Here is an 18412-nt window from a genome sequence, read left to right as displayed (position 1 = left end):
TCTCGCGCGCACTCCTACCAGCCCCACCTTAAAGGTCAAGCCGCGCGCATCTATCCGCCCAGCCCCAGCCGCTTGTGTTCCTGCAACGCGAAACGATCCGTCATCCCGGCGATGTAGTCCGACACCAACCGCGCGAGCGCCGTTTCATCCGCCGCCGCCTCAATCTCGCGGCACCATTCGTCAGGCAACCCCATCGGATGCGCCATGAAATGCCCAAAAAGATCGGCCACGACCTGCGTGACCCTCTCGCGCATCTCAACCACCGAAGGCGCGCGATACATGCGGGTGAACAGGAATTTCCGGATCACTTTCAGATCAGCCCAAAGCGCGGGCGAGAAGCGGATCACCGCATGATCCAGCGCGCGGATATCTTCGACAGATTGGGGGTTTGCCGATTTCAACAGTTGGGCAGAGGTGGACAGCACATCTTCGACCATCACCCCGAAAACGCGCCTCAGCGCCTCGTGCCGCCGCCGCCCAGCATCCAGTCCGGGGTAGCGCTGATCGACCTCGGCAATCGCGGCTCCCACTATCGGCAAATCAGCGATCTCATCCATGGTGAACAAGCCCGCACGCAACCCGTCATGCAGGTCGTGATTGTTGTAAGCGATGTCATCGGCCAGAGCCGCCACCTGCGCCTCGGCGCCCGCATGGGTCGACAGTTCCAGATCATGGCGCGCGTCATAGTCGGCCAGCGCGTAGGGCAGATCACCCGTAACCGGGCCATTGTGCTTGGCGATGCCCTCGAGCGTCTCCCATGTCAGGTTCAACCCATCCCAATCCGCATAGTGACGCTCCAGCGAGGTGACAATTTTTAGAGCCTGTGCATTGTGATCGAAGCCACCAAAGGGGGCCATCAACTCATCCAGCTTATCTTCGCCCGTGTGCCCAAATGGTGTGTGGCCCAGATCATGGGCCAAAGCGACCGCCTCGGTCAGATGCCCGTTCAGCCCCAATGCACCGGCAATCGTGCGCGCCACTTGCGCCACCTCGATGGAATGGGTCAGGCGTGTGCGGAAATAGTCGCCTTCATGCTCTACAAAAACCTGCGTTTTATGTTTGAGCCTGCGAAACCCCGACGAATGAATGATCCGGTCCCGGTCCCTTTGAAAAGGTTCGCGAAATTCGCTTTCCGCCTCTGGGTGAAGCCGTCCCCGGCTGCCACCGGGCGTTGTTGCATAAACGGCGAGCATAGGTGCCCCCTTTGCCTGTCACTGCGACCATGGGCGGGGGTCCCGCCCCGCATCATCGTCTGTCTGTCCCGATATCTATAGAGGCGTCTTGTCGCGCCCGTCCTGCCCACCTATATTCCCTTTGGCGTGAACATGAAACGGATTTCCCATGGACCTGACCCTGCCCCCAAAAGTGACTGACCGGGCTTTTGCCCGTCTGGCCGAGATCGGCGCGGGCGCGCAGGGCAAAGCGCTGCGCGTGGCGGTCGAAGGGGGTGGCTGTTCCGGCTTTCAATATGAAATCGCACTGGATGACCCGGCCGAAGGCGACCTTGTGCTGGCAGGCACAGGCGAAGGTGAAGGCGAACAGGTGGTGGTGGACGAGGTGTCCCTGCCCTTCCTTGCCAACGCCACGATTGATTTCAGCGAAGAGCTGATCGGGGCGCGCTTCGTGATCGACAATCCCAATGCCAGCGCCTCCTGCGGCTGTGGCACATCTTTTTCGATCTAATCGGCGCGCCTTTACGCGGCCATCAGCCCGGCACCATCCTCCATCGCGGTCAGCGCCTCTTCTTTCATGATGCGCCATGCATAGGCGAAATCGCTTTGCCATGAATTGCCCAGCTGGCGCTTCAACGCCCCGACAAAGGTGTTGGCCATCACTTCGCAATAGTCCATCTGCATGCCACGCATGGCCAACCGAAAGCCAATCACGCGCATGCCGGTGCGCAGCGCCTCTTCGTCTCCGACAAAGGCAATCATCATCTGGCACAACACATCCAACTGCACCATTGGGTCGTCAATCCCTTTTGGAAACAAGCTCTTAAGTTGCGGAGCACGTTGAAAGAGCAGCGGAAAGAACGCCTGCGCAAACGCATCCTCGCGCCCCACAAGAAGGTCCAGCGAGTGTTGGCATTGTGAACGAATAAGATGATCCATGGCAGCGGTTCCTTTCCCCGTGTTTCCGATTTGTCTCAAACTTGACGGATTAGGGTTAACAAGTTCTCACCAAGCGGCAGAAAATCGTCCCCTCGCCGCAATTTCCTTCCCCCTCGGAGCTGAACCCGTTACGAGGCACGCATGAACACGGATTGGCACACGATCATCATCGGCGCAGGCGCTGCGGGGCTTTTTTGCGCGCCTTTCGCGGCAGCGGCTGGTCCCACGCTGGTGATGGACCATGCCAAGAAGCCGGGAGAGAAAATCCGCATCTCGGGTGGCGGGCGTTGCAATTTCACCAATATGTATGCGGAACCGTCCAATTTTCTTGGTCAAAACCCGCATTTCCCGAAATCCGCTTTGGCGCGATACACGCCTTGGGATTTCGTGGCATTGGTCGATCAGGCGGGCGTCAAATGGCATGAAAAAACGCTCGGCCAACTGTTTTGCGACGAAAAATCCACGCAGATCGTTCAGATGTTGACCCAACGCCTGACGGATGCGGGCGTAACGCTGTCGCTGGGCAGCACTGTCAGCGCGGTGCAAAAAGAGCCGCAGGGCTTCCAGCTGGACACATCGCACGGGCGACTGCGCTGCCGAAATCTGGTCATCGCGACTGGCGGCAAATCCATCCCAAAAATGGGCGCGACCGGGTTTGCCTATGATATCGCCCGGCAATTCGGTCATGACATCATCGACACGCAGGCCGCGCTTGTGCCCTTCACCTTCCCCGATGGGCGGTTCTCAGCTCTGTCCGGGGTTTCGCTGCCCGTGCGGGTCTGGAACGATCGCGCCAGCTTTGAAGAGGCGCTTTTGTTCACCCATCGCGGCCTGTCTGGTCCGGCGATCCTGCAAATCTCGTCCTATTGGCAGCCGGGCGGCGGTGTTCATATCGACCTGACCCATGGGCTGGATCTGCTGGCCACGCTGCGCGCCCAGCGCCAGAGCGCGGGCCGTCGTCAGCTGTCGACCGAATTGTCGCGTCACCTGCCCGCGCGTTTGGTGGAGTTTCTGGCCACCGAATGGGCCGGTCTGGTTGACCTGACCCAGCGCCTGGCCGATCAGTCGGACAAAGCGCTTGAGGCACTGGTGGCGCGCCTGTCTGATTGGCAATTGACCCCATCCGGCACCGAAGGCTATCGCACCGCGGAAGTCACACTAGGGGGTGTCTCGACCGATGGGCTGGACAGCAAATCCATGATGTCAAAGACCGTGCCGGGGCTATATTTCATCGGCGAATGCGTGGATGTCACCGGCTGGCTGGGCGGGTTCAACTTTCAATGGGCCTGGGCCAGCGCGCGTGCTGCCGGGCAGCATATCGCCGACAGCTGACGACCCACGCTTGCACCCGGGCTCGATTGCGCCCAGAGTGCCCGCAACTACGGAGAGACCCACATGAAAATCGCCAGCTTCAACATCAACGGAATCAAAGCGCGTTTGCCCGCGCTGATGGACTGGCTGGACGAGGCGCAGCCGGATGTGGCGATCTTGCAGGAAATCAAATCGATTGACGAGAACTTCCCCCGCGAAGCCTTTGAAGACAAAGGGTATAATGTCGAAACCCATGGGCAGAAAAGCTTCAACGGCGTGGCGCTTTTGTCGAAGCTGCCGCTGGAGGATGTGACGCGTGGATTGCCCGGTGACGACGCGGACGAACAGGCGCGCTATATCGAGGCCACGGTGGTAGGCGAACAGGCGGTGCGCATTTGCGGACTTTATCTGCCCAATGGCAATCCGGTGCCGGGGCCGAAATACGACTATAAACTGGCGTGGATGGAGCGTCTGCGCGCCCGCGCCCAAGCGCTTTTGGCCGAGGAAATCCCCTTTCTGATGGCAGGGGATTACAACATCATCCCACAGCCCGAAGACGCCGCGCGGCCTCAGGATTGGGTGGAGGACGCGCTTTATCGCCCCGAAAGCCGCGAAGCCTGGCGCAAGCTTCTGAACCTTGGCCTGACCGAGGCCTTCCGCGCCCGCTCGCCCGCGCCCGAACAGTTCACCTTCTGGGACTTTCAACGCGGCTCGTGGCAGCGCAATGACGGTATCCGCATCGACCATTTCCTGCTGTCACCGGATTGCGCTGACATGCTGGAAGACTGCCAGATCGACAAAGAGGTGCGCGGGCGCGAAAAGCCCTCGGACCATGTGCCGATCTGGGTAAAGCTGGCAGCGTAAGGCATTCAGATGGCGCGTAAAATCATCATTGACACGGACCCCGGACAGGATGATGCGGTCGCCATTCTTCTGGCACTGGCCAGCCCCGAGGAGATCGAGGTTCTGGGCATCACCGCGGTGGCGGGCAATGTGCCCCTGTCGTTGACGGCCAAGAACGCGCGTATCGTCTGCGAACTGGCTTGCAAACCAGAGACGCGGGTCTTTGCAGGCTGCGATCGGCCGCTCAATCGCGATCTGGTCACAGCGGAATATGTGCATGGCAAGACCGGGCTGGACGGCCCGGAACTGCCAGATCCGACCATGCCGCTTCAGGACCAGCACGCGGTGGATTTCATCATTGAAACCCTGCGCGATCACCCGGCGGGCACGGTCACCCTCTGCCCGCTTGGCCCCCTGACCAACATCGCCACGGCCTTTCAGCGTGCCCCCGACATTGTTGAAAAAGTGCAAGAGATCGTCTTGATGGGTGGCGCCTATTTCGAAGTGGGCAATGTCACGCCCACGGCCGAGTTCAACATCTACGTGGACCCACAGGCCGCGGACATCCTGTTCCGATCCGGTGTGCCCCTTGTGGTCATGCCGCTTGATGTGACCCACAAGGCGCTCGTCACCAAACCGCGCAATGACGCCTTTCGCGCGTTGCCCGGCGACGTGGGCCATGCGGTCGCCGAGATGACGGACTTCTTTGAGAGGTTCGATATTCACAAATATGGGTCAGAGGGCGCACCGCTGCACGACCCCACCGTGATCGCCTATCTGATCCGGCCAGAGCTTTTTTCGGGACGCCATATCAATGTGCAGATCGAAACCACCTCGGAACTGACCATGGGCATGACCGTCGCCGCTTGGTGGGGGGTGACGGATCACCCGCCCAACGCGCTATTCATCGGCGATCTGGATGCGGACGGATTCTTTCAGCTTTTGACACAAAGGATCGCCCGCCTATGAGCAGCCTGCGCCTTGCCACGATGGACGATCTGGACCGCCTGATGAAACTGGTGGCCGCGTTTCATGCCGAAGAAGGCATTGCGCAGGATGACGAGACCCGCCGGGGCGCGCTTGAACCTCTGCTTCAGGGCTCGCCCCATGGCGCAATCTGGATGATCGGCCCCAGCATGGCCCCCGTCGGCTATATCGCGGTCAGCTTCGGCTGGTCGATCGAATTTGGTGGGCTGGACGCCTTTCTGGACGAGTTTTTCGTCCGCGAGCGGGTGCGCGGGCGCGGCATGGGCTCCGAGGCGCTGGCCACTTTATTGCGGGCGCTGTCGGGACAGGGCATTGCCGCAATGCATCTGGAGGTCGATACAGGCAATACCCGCAGCCGCCATCTTTATGAGCGCATGGGGTTCAAAACGCGCGATCACTATCATCTGATGTCACAATTGTTATGACGGACCCCAATCGTAAGAGTTAGACTTCGTATAGATGCCCCAAGACCTTGATAACAGCTATGGCCAATTGCCAGCCCGGTTCTATACCCGCCAATCCCCCGACCCGGTGGCGGCGCCAGCAACGCTGCGCCTCAACCAAAGGCTTGCCCGTTGTCTTGGCATAGAGCCAGAGATGCTGAGCGCAGAGGTGCTGACCGGCAACGCGCTTTTGCCCGGTTCTGACCCTTTGGCGCAGGTCTATGCGGGCCACCAGTTTGGCGGCTGGGTGCCCCGGCTGGGCGATGGGCGCGCGATCTTGCTGGGCGAGGTCACGGGGGATTTCGGGCGGCGTGATCTGCAACTGAAGGGCGCAGGTCAGACCCCCTATAGCCGCAATGGTGACGGGCGCGCCTGGCTGGGACCTGTGATGCGCGAATATATCGTGTCCGAGGCTATGCATGCCCTGGGGGTGCCCACCACGCGCGCACTTGGCGCGGCGCTGACCGGCGAAACGGTTCAGCGTGAACGCCGCTATCCCGGTGCCGTTCTGCTGCGCGTTGCGGCCAGCCACATTCGCGTCGGCACGTTTCAGTATTTCGCCGCACAGGGTGATCACGAGGGGCTTGCCCTTTTGCTGGACCATGCCGCCCAGCGCCACCACCCAGACGCCAGAACGCCCATGGCCTTTCTGGCAGCGGTCACGAAAGCTCAGGCAGAACTGGTGGCCCATTGGCTGAGCTTTGGCTTCATCCATGGCGTGATGAACACCGATAACATGACCGTGTCCGGCGAAACCATCGACTATGGCCCCTGCGCCTTTATGGATGCCTACCATCCGGGCACGGTGTTTTCCTCGATCGACCAGCACGGGCGCTATGCGTTCAATGCCCAGCCCAATATGGCCCTGTGGAACCTCGCCCAGCTGGCCACGTCGCTTTTGCCCCTGATGCAGGGTGACGCTGACGCCGCTGCCGAAGAGGCCACAGAGGTATTGGAAGCATTCAGCCCCCATTTCAACGCCGCATGGCAGCACCTGCATCGCGCCAAGCTGGGGCTCACAACCGAAGAAGACGGGGACGAGGCGCTGGTCATGGGGCTGTTGTCACGCATGGCCAGCTCTCAGGCGGATTTCACCGCAACCTTCGCGGCCCTGCGCGATGGTGACGCAAGCGCCCATGTGACCGATACCGACGCATGGGACAGCTGGGCGCCGGACTGGCAGGCGCGCCTCGCGCGTGAACCGGGCGACCCCAGCCAGACCATGGCCCGCGCCAACCCGATCCTGATCCCCCGCAACCACCGGATCGAAGAAGCCATTCAGGCGGGTCTTCAGGGGGATTACGCCCCATTCCACCGCCTTGCCGATGCGCTTGAAACCCCTTTTGATCCGGCCCCCGAATATCTGGACCTGGCCACCCCACCGCGCGACGACCAGCGCGTGATGCGCACATTCTGTGGCACCTGATCGGGCGTGATGTCATGATATCTCTGCCCCACGCACCTCGAACTCGCTGCAAATCAATAACCCCGTGATGGACCTGAAAATCGCCACATATAACATGCGCAAAGCCGTGGGGCTGGATCGCCGCCGCGACCCGCATCGCGTTCTGAACGTGTTGAATGAACTGGAGGCGGATGTGATCGTGCTGCAGGAAGCCGACCGCAGGCTTGGCCCGCGCCCCTCTGCCCTGCCCTTTCACCTGATTGACAGCGAAACCGATTTCACCCCAGTGCCCTTTGCCACCAACGGTCTGTCACTGGGCAGCCATGGCAATGCGGTGCTTGTGCGCCGCGGTCTGACCATACATGACGTGAAAACCGTCGAGCTGCCGGGGCTTGAGCCGCGCGGGGCGGTTTCGGTCGGGATCGGGGGCAAGCTACAGGTGATCGGCACCCATCTGGGCCTTTTGCGCCCCTATCGACACCAGCAAATGCGCGCGCTGGCCCATCATTTTGACCATATCGAGCTGCCAACCGTCATTCTTGGTGACTTCAACGAATGGTCCCCCCGACGCGGGTTTGAACCGCTCGAGACCCATTTTGACATCCACGCGCCGGGCCGGTCCTTTCATGCCTCGCGCCCCATGGCGGCGCTGGACCGGATCGCCACATCCCATGGGGTCGAACTGCGCGATGCAGGCGTCGATCAATCGAAACTCGCGCGGGTTGCCTCGGATCACCTGCCGGTCTGGGCGAAACTGCGCGTGACCCCAACCGACACAGACTGAATAAATCTGCCGCGGCCCAACATGTTTGTCGACGTCGCATCACATGTTAAGAGGCGTCCAAGGCGCGTTTGGATCACACGGAAAACATCATGACATTTCTACAAATTGCATCGCTTTTGATTGTGCTGGCCGGATTGTTCGGAGCCATCAACTATCTTTTCCTGAAACTGCCATCGGCCATTGGCATCCTTGTGGTGTCGCTGGCGGCCTCGCTGGCAATCCTTGTGCTGGATCTGGTGGCGCCCGGTCTGGGGGTCGCCGATCAGGTGCGCACACAGGTGACCAGCATTGATTTCTCGGACGCCCTTCTGGAAGGCATGCTGGGGCTGTTGTTGTTTGCAGGTGCGCTGCATGTGAAAATCTCGGACCTGCGCCAACAGTGGCGGCTGGTGTTTTTGATGGCCACCATGGGGGTCGCGCTGTCGACCGTGGTGGTTGGCGTGGGGTTCAGCTGGATCACCGGCATGCCTTTGTTGATCGCGCTGGTCTTTGGTGCGCTGATCACGCCCACCGATCCCGTGGCGGTTCTGGGCGTCTTGCGCGAGGCCAATCTGCAAAAATCGCTGGAAACCAAGATTGCCGGCGAAAGCCTTTTTAATGACGGTGTGGGCTATGTTGTGTTCCTTGTGCTGGTGGGGCTGGCCTTTCCATCCGACAGCCACGCGGCGCATGGGGAAAGCGCTGCCATGGGCGCCATCATGCTGTTTTTGCAAGAAGCCGTGGGCGGGGCGGTTCTGGGCGTTGTTCTGGGCTGGCTGACCTTTCGCATCATGCGTCAGATCGACGACTATTCGCTTGAGGTTCTGTTGACGCTGGGGCTGGCCTTTGGCGGCTATGAACTGGCCGTGGCGCTGCATTTCTCGGCCCCGATCATGGCGGTTTGTGCGGGGCTTTTAATCGGCGACGTGGGCGCCAAACATGGGATGAGCGAAGAGACCCGCAAATATGTCGACGCCTTCTGGAAGCTGATTGACGAAATTCTGAACGCGGTTCTTTTCCTGATGATCGGGTTCGAGGTCTTCGCGGTCGCCTTCACCATGGACGCCGTGATGGCCGGCACGCTGGCCATTGCGCTGGCGCTGGTGGCGCGCCTGACCGCCGTGGCGGTGCCGGTGACGCTATTGAAACCCTTCCGCAGCTTCTCGAAAGGGGTGATCCCGATCATGACATGGGGCGGACTGAAGGGCGGCATCTCGGTTGCGCTGGCGCTGTCGCTGCCCGACAATGAATGGAAACCGCTGATCCTGACGGCCACTTATATCGTGGTGATCTTCTCGATCATCATACAAGGCCTGACCGTGGCGCCGATGGCGAAACGGATCGGCCGCGAACCGGAGCTGATGTGATGCGTGATTATGCTGTCTATGACGTCTTTACCAAAACGCCCTATGGGGGCAATCAGCTGGCGGTGATTCCAGAGGCCGAAGGGTTAACCCCAGAGCAGATGCAGACCATCGCGCGGGAATTCAACTTCTCGGAAACCACCTTTGTGCTGCCGCCCGAAGACCCGGCGCATACCGCGTGCATCCGCATCTTCACCCCTGCGCGCGAGCTGCCTTTTGCAGGCCACCCAACCATTGGCACCGCCGTGATGCTGGCCGAGATGGGGCATGGTCCCGATATGGTGCTGGAACTGGGCGTCGGCCCGCTTTGCGCCCGTGCCGAGGCCGGGCAGGCCAGCTTTGTGACCCAAGTGCCGCTGGAACGCAAAGCCAAGCCCGCACCCGAACTTGTGGCCCGCACCATCGGTTGCACGCCAGATCAGATCATCGGAGAACCGGAAATCGCGTCTTTGGGGAGCGATTTTGTCTATGTCCAGCTGGACAGCCGCAAAACGCTGTCGACACTATGCCCGAACACAGACGCAATGCGCGAAGGGGCCGCGCTGTTTTCAAGCAACGATGAATTCGATGTTTATGCCTGGGTTGAAGCCCCCGATGGCGCGATCCATGCGCGCATGTTCGCCCCGTTGGGTGGTATTCCTGAAGACCCGGCAACCGGATCGGCGGCGGCACCTCTGGCCGCAGTTTTGTGTCAGGATCGCGGGGCAGCGCAGGCGTTCACCATTCATCAGGGTGTCGACATGGGCCGCCCGTCGCAGATTCACCTTCGGGCAGAACCGGGCAGCGTGACCGTGGCAGGGGCCGCTCTGCGTATGATGTCCGGCAAGCTCTTGCGATAAAGCGTTTCGAGATTAACTTGAGACACAAGTTGATTTCGAAACGCCCACGACATTGGTAGGGTCCGCGCGTTTCGTCTCATTGTTGTGCCTCAACAATAAGTCGAAACGCTTTAAGCGCCATCAGGCCGTGGTGGGCGGGTCCATCACCGCTTCCAAAATCAGCCGGGCGGCGGGTTCAAAGCTGGGCGCGAACGCGTGGGCGGCGAAAGCCTCTTGCAGATCCTCGGGCAGCGTGCCCGGATCGCGGCACGCCGAAATATCAAACTGCGCGGCCCCCAACATTGCCATCTGAAGGGTGCTCGCCAGTGGCGCCACCTTTTCCGGGGCAACCCCGGTCACATGACCCAGATGCACCGCCCAGTCCTGCCCCAATGACAGCAACTGGCGTTTGGCCGCGAAAAACGGCTCATCGGCGACATTTGCTTCGATCACCGCCACAAGGCGGGCGAACAGAGATAAAAACAGCGGCGTGGATTGCGCGTTCACCGTCATCAGGCGGGCCAGATCGGCGGCGCTGTCGCCGGGCTTCGCGGTTGTCTTGAAGCGGGTGACAACCTCGTCCATCGCTTCGACACATAACAGCAAGAACAGCTCTTCTTTCGTGCGCACGTAAAGATAAAGCGTGCCCTTGGCCAAGCCGGCGCGCTTGGCCAGACCGCTCATCGTCACACCGTCAAACCCGCTTTCATCAATAATGTCGCGGGCCGCGGACAAGATGGCGGCCTGCCGCTGCGCTTTCTGATCTTGCGATCTGGCGCGCCTTAGCTTGTCATCCTGTTGCATTGATCACGCTTGCCCATTCTCTGGTGTCACAGGCCCTGATGACCCCGGTCATGCCCCCTGCCACCAAACCATCTTCCCCCTCTCTACTCAATGGCAGCGCGCATGGGAAAGAAAATCCACACGGCTTGGCCGCTCTGCCCCTTTGCCTGATCAGGATTTCACGGCATAAGGGGCGTAAGGATCACGCGAGGGGACCATGTCAGGCGCATCCATCTTGAAACGCTGCGAAGAAATGGGGCTGCGCATGACCGAGCAGCGCCGGGTTATTGCACGCGTGCTGGAAGATGCCCACCACGACCACCCCGATGTCGAAGGCCTGCACGCCCGCGCTGCCGCCGTGGACAACCGCATTTCGCTGGCCACCGTCTATCGCACCGTCAAACTCTTTGAAGAGGCTGGCATTCTGGTCAAAAACGAGTTCGGCGACGGGCGCGCGCGTTATGAAAGCGCGGACCGTGACCACCACGATCACCTGATCGACCTTGCCACCGGTGAAGTCATCGAGTTTCTCGACCCCGAGATTGAGGCCCTGCAGGAAAAGATCGCTGCCAAACTGGGCTTTGAGCTGAAAGGCCACCGGTTGGAACTTTACGGCATACGCAAGAAAAGCTGACCCACGCGCAGACCCATCACGCGCCGTGATTTGACACATCAGGGAAATCCCCCTTGCCGCAATCGGGCAAATCGGCTTTGGTCGCCGGACTGCGCCCCCATCACGCGCAACGGGACGGACCATGCAAAACATTCGCGGCATCATTTTTGTGACCTTTGCCATGGCGGCTTTCGCCGGGGAAGATGCGTTCATCAAGTCGATGTCGCGCGGCATTCCCGTATCCGAAGTACTTATTTTCCTGGGTCTTGGCGGCATGATTGCCTTTGGCGTTATGACCTTGATCCAGCGCGGTACGCTGGCCCCCTTGGTGCATCGCGACATGCGTTCGCCGGTGATGCTGTGGCGCAACGCCTCGGAAGCGGTGGCCGCTATGTTCTTCATCACCGCCCTGTCTTTGGTGCCCCTGTCGACCGTTGCGGCGGTGTTTCAGGCAACCCCGCTGGCAATCACGGCGGGGGCCGCGCTGTTTCTGGGCGAACAGGTGGGCTGGCGCCGCTGGAGCGCCATTGGCATCGGCTTCATTGGCGTTCTGATCATCATTCGGCCCGGCAGCGACACGTTCCAGCTTGCTGCACTTTTGCCCCTTGGGGCCGTGATCACCATTGCCGTGCGTGACCTGCTGACCCGCCAGATCGACCCGTCCATCCCCTCGATCAGCGTGGCATTTTATGGCTTTTTCTCGGTGGTGCCCGCGGGGTTTCTGCTGGCCCCGATCAACGATCCCTTCGTGATGCCGCAGGGCGTGGAATGGGGGTTCATGCTGGGCGCCATCATCTGCGGCGTGTCAGGCTATTACGCCATCGTGCAGGCGATGCGCATTGCTGAAACCTCGATCATCATGCCGTTTCGCTATATGCGGCTGATCTTTTCGATGATCCTTGGCATGCTGGTCTTTGCCGAACGCCCCGATGGCTGGACGCTTTTGGGCGCAGGCATCGTGATTGCGACCGGAAGCTACATGTTTTTGCGCGAACGCAAGGCCAGCGTGCGCTAACATTCCCCTGCCCTGTTGTCGTGCGGCACAGGACGCGTTAAAGACGCCTCAACTGAAGTTTTCTTCTTATTGGGAGCGCTAACATGAGCACCATCGTCGATATTTTCGCCCGCGAGATTCTGGACAGCCGGGGCAACCCCACCGTTGAGGTGGACGTGATCCTGGAAGACGGCACGCTGGGCCGCGCCGCTGTGCCCTCGGGCGCGTCAACCGGTGCGCATGAGGCCGTGGAAAAGCGGGACGGCGACAAGGCACGCTACCTTGGCAAAGGCGTTCTGGCCGCAGTCGAGGCCGTGAACGGCGAGATTGCAGACGCTCTGGTGGGTTTTGACGCGACCGAGCAGGAAGCCATCGACGCCGCCATGTGTGAGCTGGACGGCACCCCCAACAAAGGCCGCCTTGGTGCCAACGCCATTCTGGGCGTGTCGCTTGCTGTGGCGAAAGCCGCTGCCGATGCAAGCGCCCTGCCCCTCTACCGCTATGTCGGCGGCGCCTCGGCCCGCGTGCTTCCCGTGCCGATGATGAACATCATCAATGGCGGCGAGCATGCCGACAACCCGATCGACATTCAGGAATTCATGATCATGCCGGTCGCGGCCGAGAACATCCGCGAAGCCGTGCGCATGGGCGCAGAAGTGTTCCACACGCTGAAAAAAGAGCTGTCGGCGGCGGGCCTGTCCACCGGTATCGGCGATGAGGGCGGCTTTGCGCCCAACATCGCATCGACCCGTGACGCGCTGGACTTCATCATGAAGTCGATCGAGAAAGCGGGCTACAAGCCGGGCGAAGACATCTATCTGGCGCTCGATTGCGCCGCGACCGAATATTACAAAGACGGCAAATACGTGTTGTCGGGCGAAGGCAAATCGCTGTCATCGGAAGAAAACGCTGCCTATCTGGCTGCGCTCTGCGACGACTACCCGATCATCTCGATCGAAGATGGCATGTCGGAAGATGACTGGGACGGCTGGGTCGCGCTGACCAAGGCCATTGGTGACAAGGTGCAACTGGTCGGCGACGATCTCTTCGTGACCAACCCCGAGCGTCTGGCCGAAGGCATCGCCAAGGGCGCGGCCAATTCGATGCTGGTGAAAGTGAACCAGATCGGGTCGCTGTCGGAAACGCTGAAAGCCGTCGACATGGCGCATCGCGCGCGCATGACCAACGTCATGTCGCACCGCTCGGGTGAAACCGAAGACGCCACCATCGCCGACCTTGCCGTGGCCACCAATTGCGGCCAGATCAAAACCGGCTCGCTGGCACGTTCGGACCGGCTCGCGAAATACAACCAGCTCATCCGCATCGAGGAACAGCTGGGCGCAACCGCCGAATATGCAGGCCGTTCGATCCTGAAATAAGCAACGCGCGCAAGATACGAAATCGCCGGGGTCGATCCCCGGCGGTTTTGTCCCCCCCTCCGCAGACAACCCGACATGACAAATCCGTCATCGCGGTTGCCCCGCCCCGGCAAGCGACTAAACTCGCGCCATGGCTTTCATCGCCCAATACCAGCTGCAGCTTCTGCTCTCGGCCTTTGCGCTGGGGGTGATTGGCGTGTTGTTTCTGTTTCGCAAACCAGCCGGTCACCGGGCGTGGAAACTGGCGGACCTCTTGTGGGTTGTGCTGGGGGGTGTGGGCGCATTGGTGGCGATTGTCGCGGGGCTTTACACCGCAGACAGCTCGCGGCTGGATCGGCAGATCGACCTGGCCTATGCGCTGACCCGCGCCTTTGACGGCGACGCTGCCCGGTTCCGGTTGCGCTATTGCGAAGGGGCCAGTGACCCGCAGCTTTTGGTCCTATGCGAGAAGATCGAGTTCCTTTCGGCCTCGACCGCCAAGAACGCCGACTTGCCATTGTTCATCGAGGTCACCCAATCCGTTGCCCCGCTGGCCGGGCTGAGCTTCCTGTTCGGAGAACGGAAAACCCGTCAGACTGAGCGCCGGATGGACATGGTCGAACATGTTGACGCCTTTGCCATCGAGCGTTTCGTGGTCTTTGCCGCGCGCGACGAACGCACCACCCAAGCCGCCGCCGCCCTGACCCCAACCCGCCCCGAAGTGGCCGGGGACTTCAACGTGCTCGCCCAGAGTTACGAGGTCCTGGTCGCCGAAGTGGGCACCCTGAAGGACGAATGGGAATATCTGCAGCAACATGCGGATATCCTGATCTGGCAGTTGGTCGCGCTGTGCATGGTCAGCTTCGCTGCTCCCTTCCGGCTGGGCAAATCGCTGGTCGAACTGCGCGCCAGCCTGAAACGGGAATGACACCCATGACCGCTGACGACATCATCGCCCATCTGCAGCTTGACCCCCATCCCGAGGGCGGACATTACCGCCAGACTTGGGTGGACAGCGGCAACACGGGCCGCCCCGCTGGCACCTGCATCTATTTCCTTTTGAAAGAGGGCGAGCGCAGCCATTGGCACAAGGTCGATGCCACTGAAATCTGGCTCTACCATGCAGGCGCACCCTTGGTGCTATCGGTCGCCGATGACGACGCGGGCCCCGCGCGCGAACAGCTTCTGGGCCCGGATTTGGCCGCAGGACAGCTTCCACAACGCATTGTTCCCAAAGACCGTTGGCAGGCCGCACGCTCAACAGGCGCCTATACGCTGGTCAGCTGCACGGTCTCGCCGGGCTTTCAGTTCGAGGGCTTCACCCTTGCGCCCGACGGGTTTGACATTCCGGTCGCTTAAACTCTACAGCCCACCCAGCAGCGTGGCCGACAAGGGCGCCATGGCGACCGAGTTCACCCGGCTGCCAAGGCTCCATTCCACCAGCGCCTGCACGGTGTCCGGCTGGGCGCGTCCGATCAGGATCACGCCCTCTTCCTGACGCGCTTTGAAAGCAGCATTGTCCAGAAAGCGGCGGATGACCTTGCCGGTCTGACCGTCGCCATCCAAATCGCGAAACACCAGCCCCGAGGCCACGCCCGCTTTCAGCGCCGTCTTATGGCCCGTGTTCAGCCCCTGCGGGTCGGTCAAGAGCCCGTGCCCGGACACAATCAGGATCTCGGCCACCTGTTTGGCCAGCTGCGCGTCTGATTGCACAGCACTTTCAGGCGCGAGGTAAACCGCCGTACCTTTGTTGATCAGCGGCTCCTGCACCTGCAGGTTCACCTCGGCATCCACCGGGGTGGCGCCGGGGGGTAGATTGGCCTCGACCACGACCTCAAGCCCGGCTTTCTTGTAAAAGGCAATCGCCTCATCCGCGTCTGGTGCGATGGCTGACACGATGACGCTGACCGGGAACGGCAGTTTTGACAGGCCTTCGATCTTCTCTCGCTCCGGGCCCATGTCTTTCAAAACAATCGACATCAACGGGCGCGCGTCGGGGTTGTCGAAGGGCAACGCATTGCGTTCGATGGCCAGCGGGCTGTCATTTTCGGCGGCCTCGGTCGGAGCTTCCTCGTCCTCCGCCGCGTCATCCGGCGTGGCGTCGATCGAGGGCAAACGACCCGTTGTCACGTCCGGTGCCTGATCTTGGATCGGGGCAACAGGATCGCTTTTGATCGTGGGTGGGGCCTCTGCTTCGGCCTCTTGCGCCTCGGCTTCGGTTGCGCCGGGTGCCGCCCCCGCTGCGCCATCGCTGTCAGGCACGTCCTCGGTTATCGGCGCTGGGGTCACGTCCGGCTCCATGCCCGTCTCGCCCTCTACGTCGGCATTGTCCTGTTCAGGGGCCGGGGCGGGCAAGTCAGGTGTGGGCAAAGGCTCGGGCGTATGGGTTGGCAGGAAGGTCGGGTCATTTGCTGGGTCCACGTCCTGAGGCGCACCGTCCGGCTCCATACCCGGTGCCATATCCCCGTCCTGAGGAACCTCCTTGGCAGGAGAGGCGGCATCTGCCGCGGGCGTATCCGCATTGGTGTCTGGCATGGCAGCATCGCTTGGCGCTTGCATATCCGCGCCTGTGTCTGTGCTCGTATCCGTGCCGCTATCTGCACCCGAATCTGGCGCGGCAGTTTCCGGGGTCTCCGACGGCGTGTCTTCGGACATTTCCGCAGGCGCGACAGGTGCCACGGGCGCCACATCCGGCGCAGCCTCCTGCGATGGCGTCGCAGGCATTTCGGCCACGACATCGCCGTTCAGGTCATTCTGACCCACGGGCGGCAGTATCAAGGACACCGCGCTAAGACCGGCCACAGAGACCACACCACCAACGATCACACCTGACAGGAAGCCTTTTGCCATGGCTTTCTCTCCCCGAAACCTCAATTCCGCCCGCACCGCTCTTGACCCTCGGCGCAGGACTGGACCATGTATAGCCCGACAGGGGCGCTGCGTAACCCCTGCAAAGAGTTTCTGGGCGAAAGGCCGCAAAATGATCCTGCTGATCGATAACTATGACAGCTTCACCTACAACCTCGTGCATTATTTCGGCGAGCTTGGCGCGGATGTGGTCGTGCGTCGCAACGATGCGCTGGATGTGCAAGAGGCGATGGGCATGGGTGCGGATGGCATTGTTCTGTCCCCCGGCCCCTGCGATCCGGCCCAGGCAGGCATCTGTCTGCCCCTGACCATGGCCGCAGCCGAAGCCAAGGTGCCGCTTTTCGGGGTTTGCCTGGGGCACCAGACCATTGGCGAAGCCTTCGGCGGCGACGTGATCCGCGCGCCTGAGATCGTGCATGGCAAAATGGGCGAGATCCAGCACGAGGGCAAAGGCGTGTTCGAAGGCCTGCCTGCACCGCTTCTGGCCACGCGCTACCACTCGCTGGTTGTCGATCGCACCACCCTGCCCGATTGCCTAGAAATCACAGCCGAGTTGGACAACGGCTTGATCATGGGGCTGCGCCACAAGGAGCTGGACGTGGAAGGCGTGCAGTTCCACCCCGAAAGCATCCGGTCGGAACACGGCCACGCGATGCTGGCGAATTTCCTGAAACGCACAGGCACCACGCTGTCGGAGAGCAAGTTGAAAGAGGTGACATCATGAGCGACGCGATGAAACCGCTGATTTTCGCAGCCACCGAAGGCCCGCTGTCACGCGCGCAGGCTGAGGATGCGTTCGAGGAGCTCTTCGAAGGTCGGGCCACCGACGCCCAGATCGGTGCGCTGCTCGCGGCCATGCGCACGCGGGGCGAAAGCGTCGCGGAATATTCCGCCGCTGCAGCTGTAATGCGCGCCAAATGCAATGCCGTTTCTGCGCCCGAAGGCGCGATGGACATCGTGGGCACGGGCGGCGATGCGCTTGGCACGCTGAACATCTCGACCGCCACCGCCTTTGTCGTCGCGGGCGCGGGTGTGACGGTGGCCAAACACGGCAACCGCAACCTGTCGTCGAAATCCGGCGCGGCTGATGCGCTTGGCGAAATGGGTGTGAACGTGATGGTCGGCGCAGATGTGGCCGAACGCGCCATCAACGAGCTGGGCATCGGCTTCATGATGGCACCCATGCACCACCCTGCGATCAAACATGTCATGCCCGCGCGTATGGATATGGGCTGCAAGACGATCTTCAACATCCTCGGGCCCCTGACAAACCCGGCCGGCGTCAAACGCCAGCTGACCGGCGCTTTTGCGCCCGACCTGATCCACCCGATGGCCGAAACCCTGCTGGCGCTGGGGTCCGAAAAGGCCTGGCTGGTGCATGGGGCAGACGGGATGGACGAGATTTCGATCACCGGGACCACCGCCGTGGCCGCGTTGGAAGATGGCGCGGTGCACACGCGCGAGCTGCATCCCGAAGATGCGGGTCTGCCAGTGCATCCGCTCTCCGCGATCCTTGGTGGAGAACCTGCCGAGAATGCCGAAGCCTTCCGCGCGCTTCTGGACGGCGCGCCCTCGGCCTATCGTGATGCGGTGCTGTTCAATGCTGCTGCGGCGCTGGTGGTGGCCGACAAAGCTGCTGACCTGAAAGAAGGCGTGGCCATGGCCGCTGAAAGCATTGATCGCGGGGCTGCCAAAGCCAAGATCGAGGCACTGGCCGCCCTGACCTCGGCCGCCTGACCCATTTGACGAAA

General features: G+C 61.4%; 20 protein-coding genes. 16 read left to right on the top strand and 4 right to left on the bottom strand.

Going from position 1 to position 18412, the window contains the following annotated elements:
• Window positions 1-50: 50 nt before the first annotated feature.
• Window positions 51-1193: a deoxyguanosinetriphosphate triphosphohydrolase gene (locus ACRY08_RS09640; RefSeq protein WP_432449708.1), complete on the bottom strand. Its 1143-nt coding sequence runs from the start codon at window positions 1191-1193 to the stop codon at window positions 51-53.
• Between the two features lie 154 nt (window positions 1194-1347).
• On the opposite strand from ACRY08_RS09640, the gene ACRY08_RS09635 reads away from it, so the two are divergent.
• A complete protein-coding gene (locus ACRY08_RS09635; protein WP_432450274.1) occupies window positions 1348-1683 on the top strand; it encodes a HesB/IscA family protein in 336 nt (111 codons plus the stop codon).
• 11 nt (window positions 1684-1694) lie between these two features.
• On the opposite strand, the gene ACRY08_RS09630 is transcribed toward ACRY08_RS09635, so the two are convergent.
• Complete coding sequence (locus ACRY08_RS09630; protein WP_432449707.1) at window positions 1695-2111, bottom strand: globin; 417 nt, start codon at window positions 2109-2111, stop codon at window positions 1695-1697.
• Window positions 2112-2252: 141 nt separating this feature from the next.
• On the opposite strand from ACRY08_RS09630, the gene ACRY08_RS09625 reads away from it, so the two are divergent.
• The 8 genes from ACRY08_RS09625 to ACRY08_RS09590 all read left to right on the top strand — a co-directional run bounded on the left by ACRY08_RS09625 (window position 2253) and on the right by ACRY08_RS09590 (window position 10066).
• Window positions 2253-3443, top strand: coding sequence for an NAD(P)/FAD-dependent oxidoreductase (locus tag ACRY08_RS09625; RefSeq protein WP_432449706.1), 1191 nt, complete (start codon window positions 2253-2255; stop codon window positions 3441-3443).
• A 63-nt stretch (window positions 3444-3506) separates the two neighbouring features.
• The gene (gene xth / locus ACRY08_RS09620; protein ID WP_432449705.1) at window positions 3507-4286 is read left to right on the top strand and encodes an exodeoxyribonuclease III; all 780 of its coding nucleotides are present in this window, start codon (window positions 3507-3509) and stop codon (window positions 4284-4286) included.
• A 9-nt stretch (window positions 4287-4295) separates the two neighbouring features.
• The gene (locus ACRY08_RS09615) at window positions 4296-5234 is read left to right on the top strand and encodes a nucleoside hydrolase (RefSeq protein WP_432449704.1); all 939 of its coding nucleotides are present in this window, start codon (window positions 4296-4298) and stop codon (window positions 5232-5234) included.
• The gene (locus ACRY08_RS09610) at window positions 5231-5677 is read left to right on the top strand and encodes a GNAT family N-acetyltransferase (RefSeq protein ID WP_432449703.1); all 447 of its coding nucleotides are present in this window, start codon (window positions 5231-5233) and stop codon (window positions 5675-5677) included. The genes ACRY08_RS09615 and ACRY08_RS09610 overlap by 4 nt, the downstream gene beginning before the upstream one ends.
• Window positions 5678-5711: 34 nt before the next feature.
• Window positions 5712-7121 carry a protein adenylyltransferase SelO gene (locus tag ACRY08_RS09605; protein WP_432449702.1) on the top strand — a complete coding sequence of 470 codons (1410 nt, stop codon included), beginning with the start codon at window positions 5712-5714 and terminating at the stop codon, window positions 7119-7121.
• Window positions 7122-7188: 67 nt separating this feature from the next.
• Window positions 7189-7884 carry an endonuclease/exonuclease/phosphatase family protein gene (locus tag ACRY08_RS09600; protein ID WP_432449701.1) on the top strand — a complete coding sequence of 232 codons (696 nt, stop codon included), beginning with the start codon at window positions 7189-7191 and terminating at the stop codon, window positions 7882-7884.
• Between the two features lie 89 nt (window positions 7885-7973).
• Complete coding sequence (locus ACRY08_RS09595; protein ID WP_432449700.1) at window positions 7974-9230, top strand: cation:proton antiporter; 1257 nt, start codon at window positions 7974-7976, stop codon at window positions 9228-9230.
• Window positions 9230-10066 (top strand): PhzF family phenazine biosynthesis protein, encoded by an 837-nt coding sequence (locus ACRY08_RS09590; RefSeq protein ID WP_432449699.1) that lies wholly within the window; start codon window positions 9230-9232, stop codon window positions 10064-10066. The genes ACRY08_RS09595 and ACRY08_RS09590 overlap by 1 nt, the downstream gene beginning before the upstream one ends.
• A gap of 120 nt (window positions 10067-10186) precedes the next feature.
• On the opposite strand, the gene ACRY08_RS09585 is transcribed toward ACRY08_RS09590, so the two are convergent.
• Window positions 10187-10849, bottom strand: coding sequence for a TetR/AcrR family transcriptional regulator (locus tag ACRY08_RS09585; protein WP_432449698.1), 663 nt, complete (start codon window positions 10847-10849; stop codon window positions 10187-10189).
• 196 nt (window positions 10850-11045) lie between these two features.
• Between ACRY08_RS09585 and ACRY08_RS09580 the strand changes: the two genes are divergently transcribed.
• From ACRY08_RS09580 to ACRY08_RS09560, 5 genes are all read left to right on the top strand, one after another.
• Entirely contained in the window at window positions 11046-11462 is a 417-nt protein-coding gene (locus ACRY08_RS09580) for a Fur family transcriptional regulator (RefSeq protein WP_432449697.1), read from the top strand.
• 121 nt (window positions 11463-11583) lie between these two features.
• Window positions 11584-12456, top strand: a complete 873-nt coding sequence (locus tag ACRY08_RS09575) for a DMT family transporter (protein WP_432449696.1) — start codon at window positions 11584-11586, stop codon at window positions 12454-12456.
• A gap of 83 nt (window positions 12457-12539) precedes the next feature.
• On the top strand, window positions 12540-13814 hold the full coding sequence (eno, locus tag ACRY08_RS09570) for a phosphopyruvate hydratase (protein WP_432449695.1): 1275 nt from the start codon (window positions 12540-12542) through the stop codon (window positions 13812-13814).
• 130 nt (window positions 13815-13944) lie between these two features.
• Window positions 13945-14721 carry a hypothetical protein gene (locus tag ACRY08_RS09565; RefSeq protein ID WP_432449694.1) on the top strand — a complete coding sequence of 259 codons (777 nt, stop codon included), beginning with the start codon at window positions 13945-13947 and terminating at the stop codon, window positions 14719-14721.
• A gap of 5 nt (window positions 14722-14726) precedes the next feature.
• Complete coding sequence (locus tag ACRY08_RS09560; protein ID WP_432449693.1) at window positions 14727-15152, top strand: cupin domain-containing protein; 426 nt, start codon at window positions 14727-14729, stop codon at window positions 15150-15152.
• Between the two features lie 3 nt (window positions 15153-15155).
• Here the strand turns inward: ACRY08_RS09560 and ACRY08_RS09555 are convergent, their stop codons facing one another.
• Window positions 15156-16643 carry a divergent polysaccharide deacetylase family protein gene (locus ACRY08_RS09555; protein WP_432449692.1) on the bottom strand — a complete coding sequence of 496 codons (1488 nt, stop codon included), beginning with the start codon at window positions 16641-16643 and terminating at the stop codon, window positions 15156-15158.
• Window positions 16644-16773: 130 nt separating this feature from the next.
• Between ACRY08_RS09555 and ACRY08_RS09550 the strand changes: the two genes are divergently transcribed.
• Together ACRY08_RS09550 and trpD are read left to right on the top strand one after the other, a co-directional pair.
• On the top strand, window positions 16774-17385 hold the full coding sequence (locus ACRY08_RS09550; RefSeq protein ID WP_432449691.1) for an anthranilate synthase component II: 612 nt from the start codon (window positions 16774-16776) through the stop codon (window positions 17383-17385).
• Window positions 17382-18398, top strand: a complete 1017-nt coding sequence (gene trpD, locus ACRY08_RS09545; protein ID WP_432449690.1) for an anthranilate phosphoribosyltransferase — start codon at window positions 17382-17384, stop codon at window positions 18396-18398. Before ACRY08_RS09550 ends, trpD begins: the two co-directional genes overlap by 4 nt.
• Window positions 18399-18412 lie beyond the last annotated feature (14 nt).

Origin of the sequence: Aliiroseovarius marinus, from assembly GCF_050881025.1 — a bacterium.
Classification (GTDB): Bacteria; Pseudomonadota; Alphaproteobacteria; order Rhodobacterales; family Rhodobacteraceae; genus Aliiroseovarius; species Aliiroseovarius marinus_A.
The sequence above is the reverse complement of the archived record's forward strand: the minus strand, read 5'-3'. Positions and strand labels throughout refer to the sequence as shown.

What these genes read in the sequence shown, in the direction of transcription:
- ACRY08_RS09640 (WP_432449708.1), bottom strand. Translation starts at nt 1,193, where the DNA reads ATGCTCGCCGTTTATGCAACAACGCCCGGTGGCAGCCGGGGACGGCTT.
- ACRY08_RS09630 (WP_432449707.1), bottom strand. Translation starts at nt 2,111, where the DNA reads ATGGATCATCTTATTCGTTCACAATGCCAACACTCGCTGGACCTTCTT.
- ACRY08_RS09625 (WP_432449706.1), top strand. Translation starts at nt 2,253, where the DNA reads ATGAACACGGATTGGCACACGATCATCATCGGCGCAGGCGCTGCGGGG.
- xth (WP_432449705.1), top strand. Translation starts at nt 3,507, where the DNA reads ATGAAAATCGCCAGCTTCAACATCAACGGAATCAAAGCGCGTTTGCCC.
- ACRY08_RS09615 (WP_432449704.1), top strand. Translation starts at nt 4,296, where the DNA reads ATGGCGCGTAAAATCATCATTGACACGGACCCCGGACAGGATGATGCG.
- ACRY08_RS09610 (WP_432449703.1), top strand. Translation starts at nt 5,231, where the DNA reads ATGAGCAGCCTGCGCCTTGCCACGATGGACGATCTGGACCGCCTGATG.
- ACRY08_RS09605 (WP_432449702.1), top strand. Translation starts at nt 5,712, where the DNA reads ATGCCCCAAGACCTTGATAACAGCTATGGCCAATTGCCAGCCCGGTTC.
- ACRY08_RS09600 (WP_432449701.1), top strand. Translation starts at nt 7,189, where the DNA reads ATGGACCTGAAAATCGCCACATATAACATGCGCAAAGCCGTGGGGCTG.
- ACRY08_RS09595 (WP_432449700.1), top strand. Translation starts at nt 7,974, where the DNA reads ATGACATTTCTACAAATTGCATCGCTTTTGATTGTGCTGGCCGGATTG.
- ACRY08_RS09590 (WP_432449699.1), top strand. Translation starts at nt 9,230, where the DNA reads ATGCGTGATTATGCTGTCTATGACGTCTTTACCAAAACGCCCTATGGG.
- ACRY08_RS09585 (WP_432449698.1), bottom strand. Translation starts at nt 10,849, where the DNA reads ATGCAACAGGATGACAAGCTAAGGCGCGCCAGATCGCAAGATCAGAAA.
- ACRY08_RS09580 (WP_432449697.1), top strand. Translation starts at nt 11,046, where the DNA reads ATGTCAGGCGCATCCATCTTGAAACGCTGCGAAGAAATGGGGCTGCGC.
- ACRY08_RS09575 (WP_432449696.1), top strand. Translation starts at nt 11,584, where the DNA reads ATGCAAAACATTCGCGGCATCATTTTTGTGACCTTTGCCATGGCGGCT.
- eno (WP_432449695.1), top strand. Translation starts at nt 12,540, where the DNA reads ATGAGCACCATCGTCGATATTTTCGCCCGCGAGATTCTGGACAGCCGG.
- ACRY08_RS09565 (WP_432449694.1), top strand. Translation starts at nt 13,945, where the DNA reads ATGGCTTTCATCGCCCAATACCAGCTGCAGCTTCTGCTCTCGGCCTTT.
- ACRY08_RS09560 (WP_432449693.1), top strand. Translation starts at nt 14,727, where the DNA reads ATGACCGCTGACGACATCATCGCCCATCTGCAGCTTGACCCCCATCCC.
- ACRY08_RS09555 (WP_432449692.1), bottom strand. Translation starts at nt 16,643, where the DNA reads ATGGCAAAAGGCTTCCTGTCAGGTGTGATCGTTGGTGGTGTGGTCTCT.
- ACRY08_RS09550 (WP_432449691.1), top strand. Translation starts at nt 16,774, where the DNA reads ATGATCCTGCTGATCGATAACTATGACAGCTTCACCTACAACCTCGTG.
- trpD (WP_432449690.1), top strand. Translation starts at nt 17,382, where the DNA reads ATGAGCGACGCGATGAAACCGCTGATTTTCGCAGCCACCGAAGGCCCG.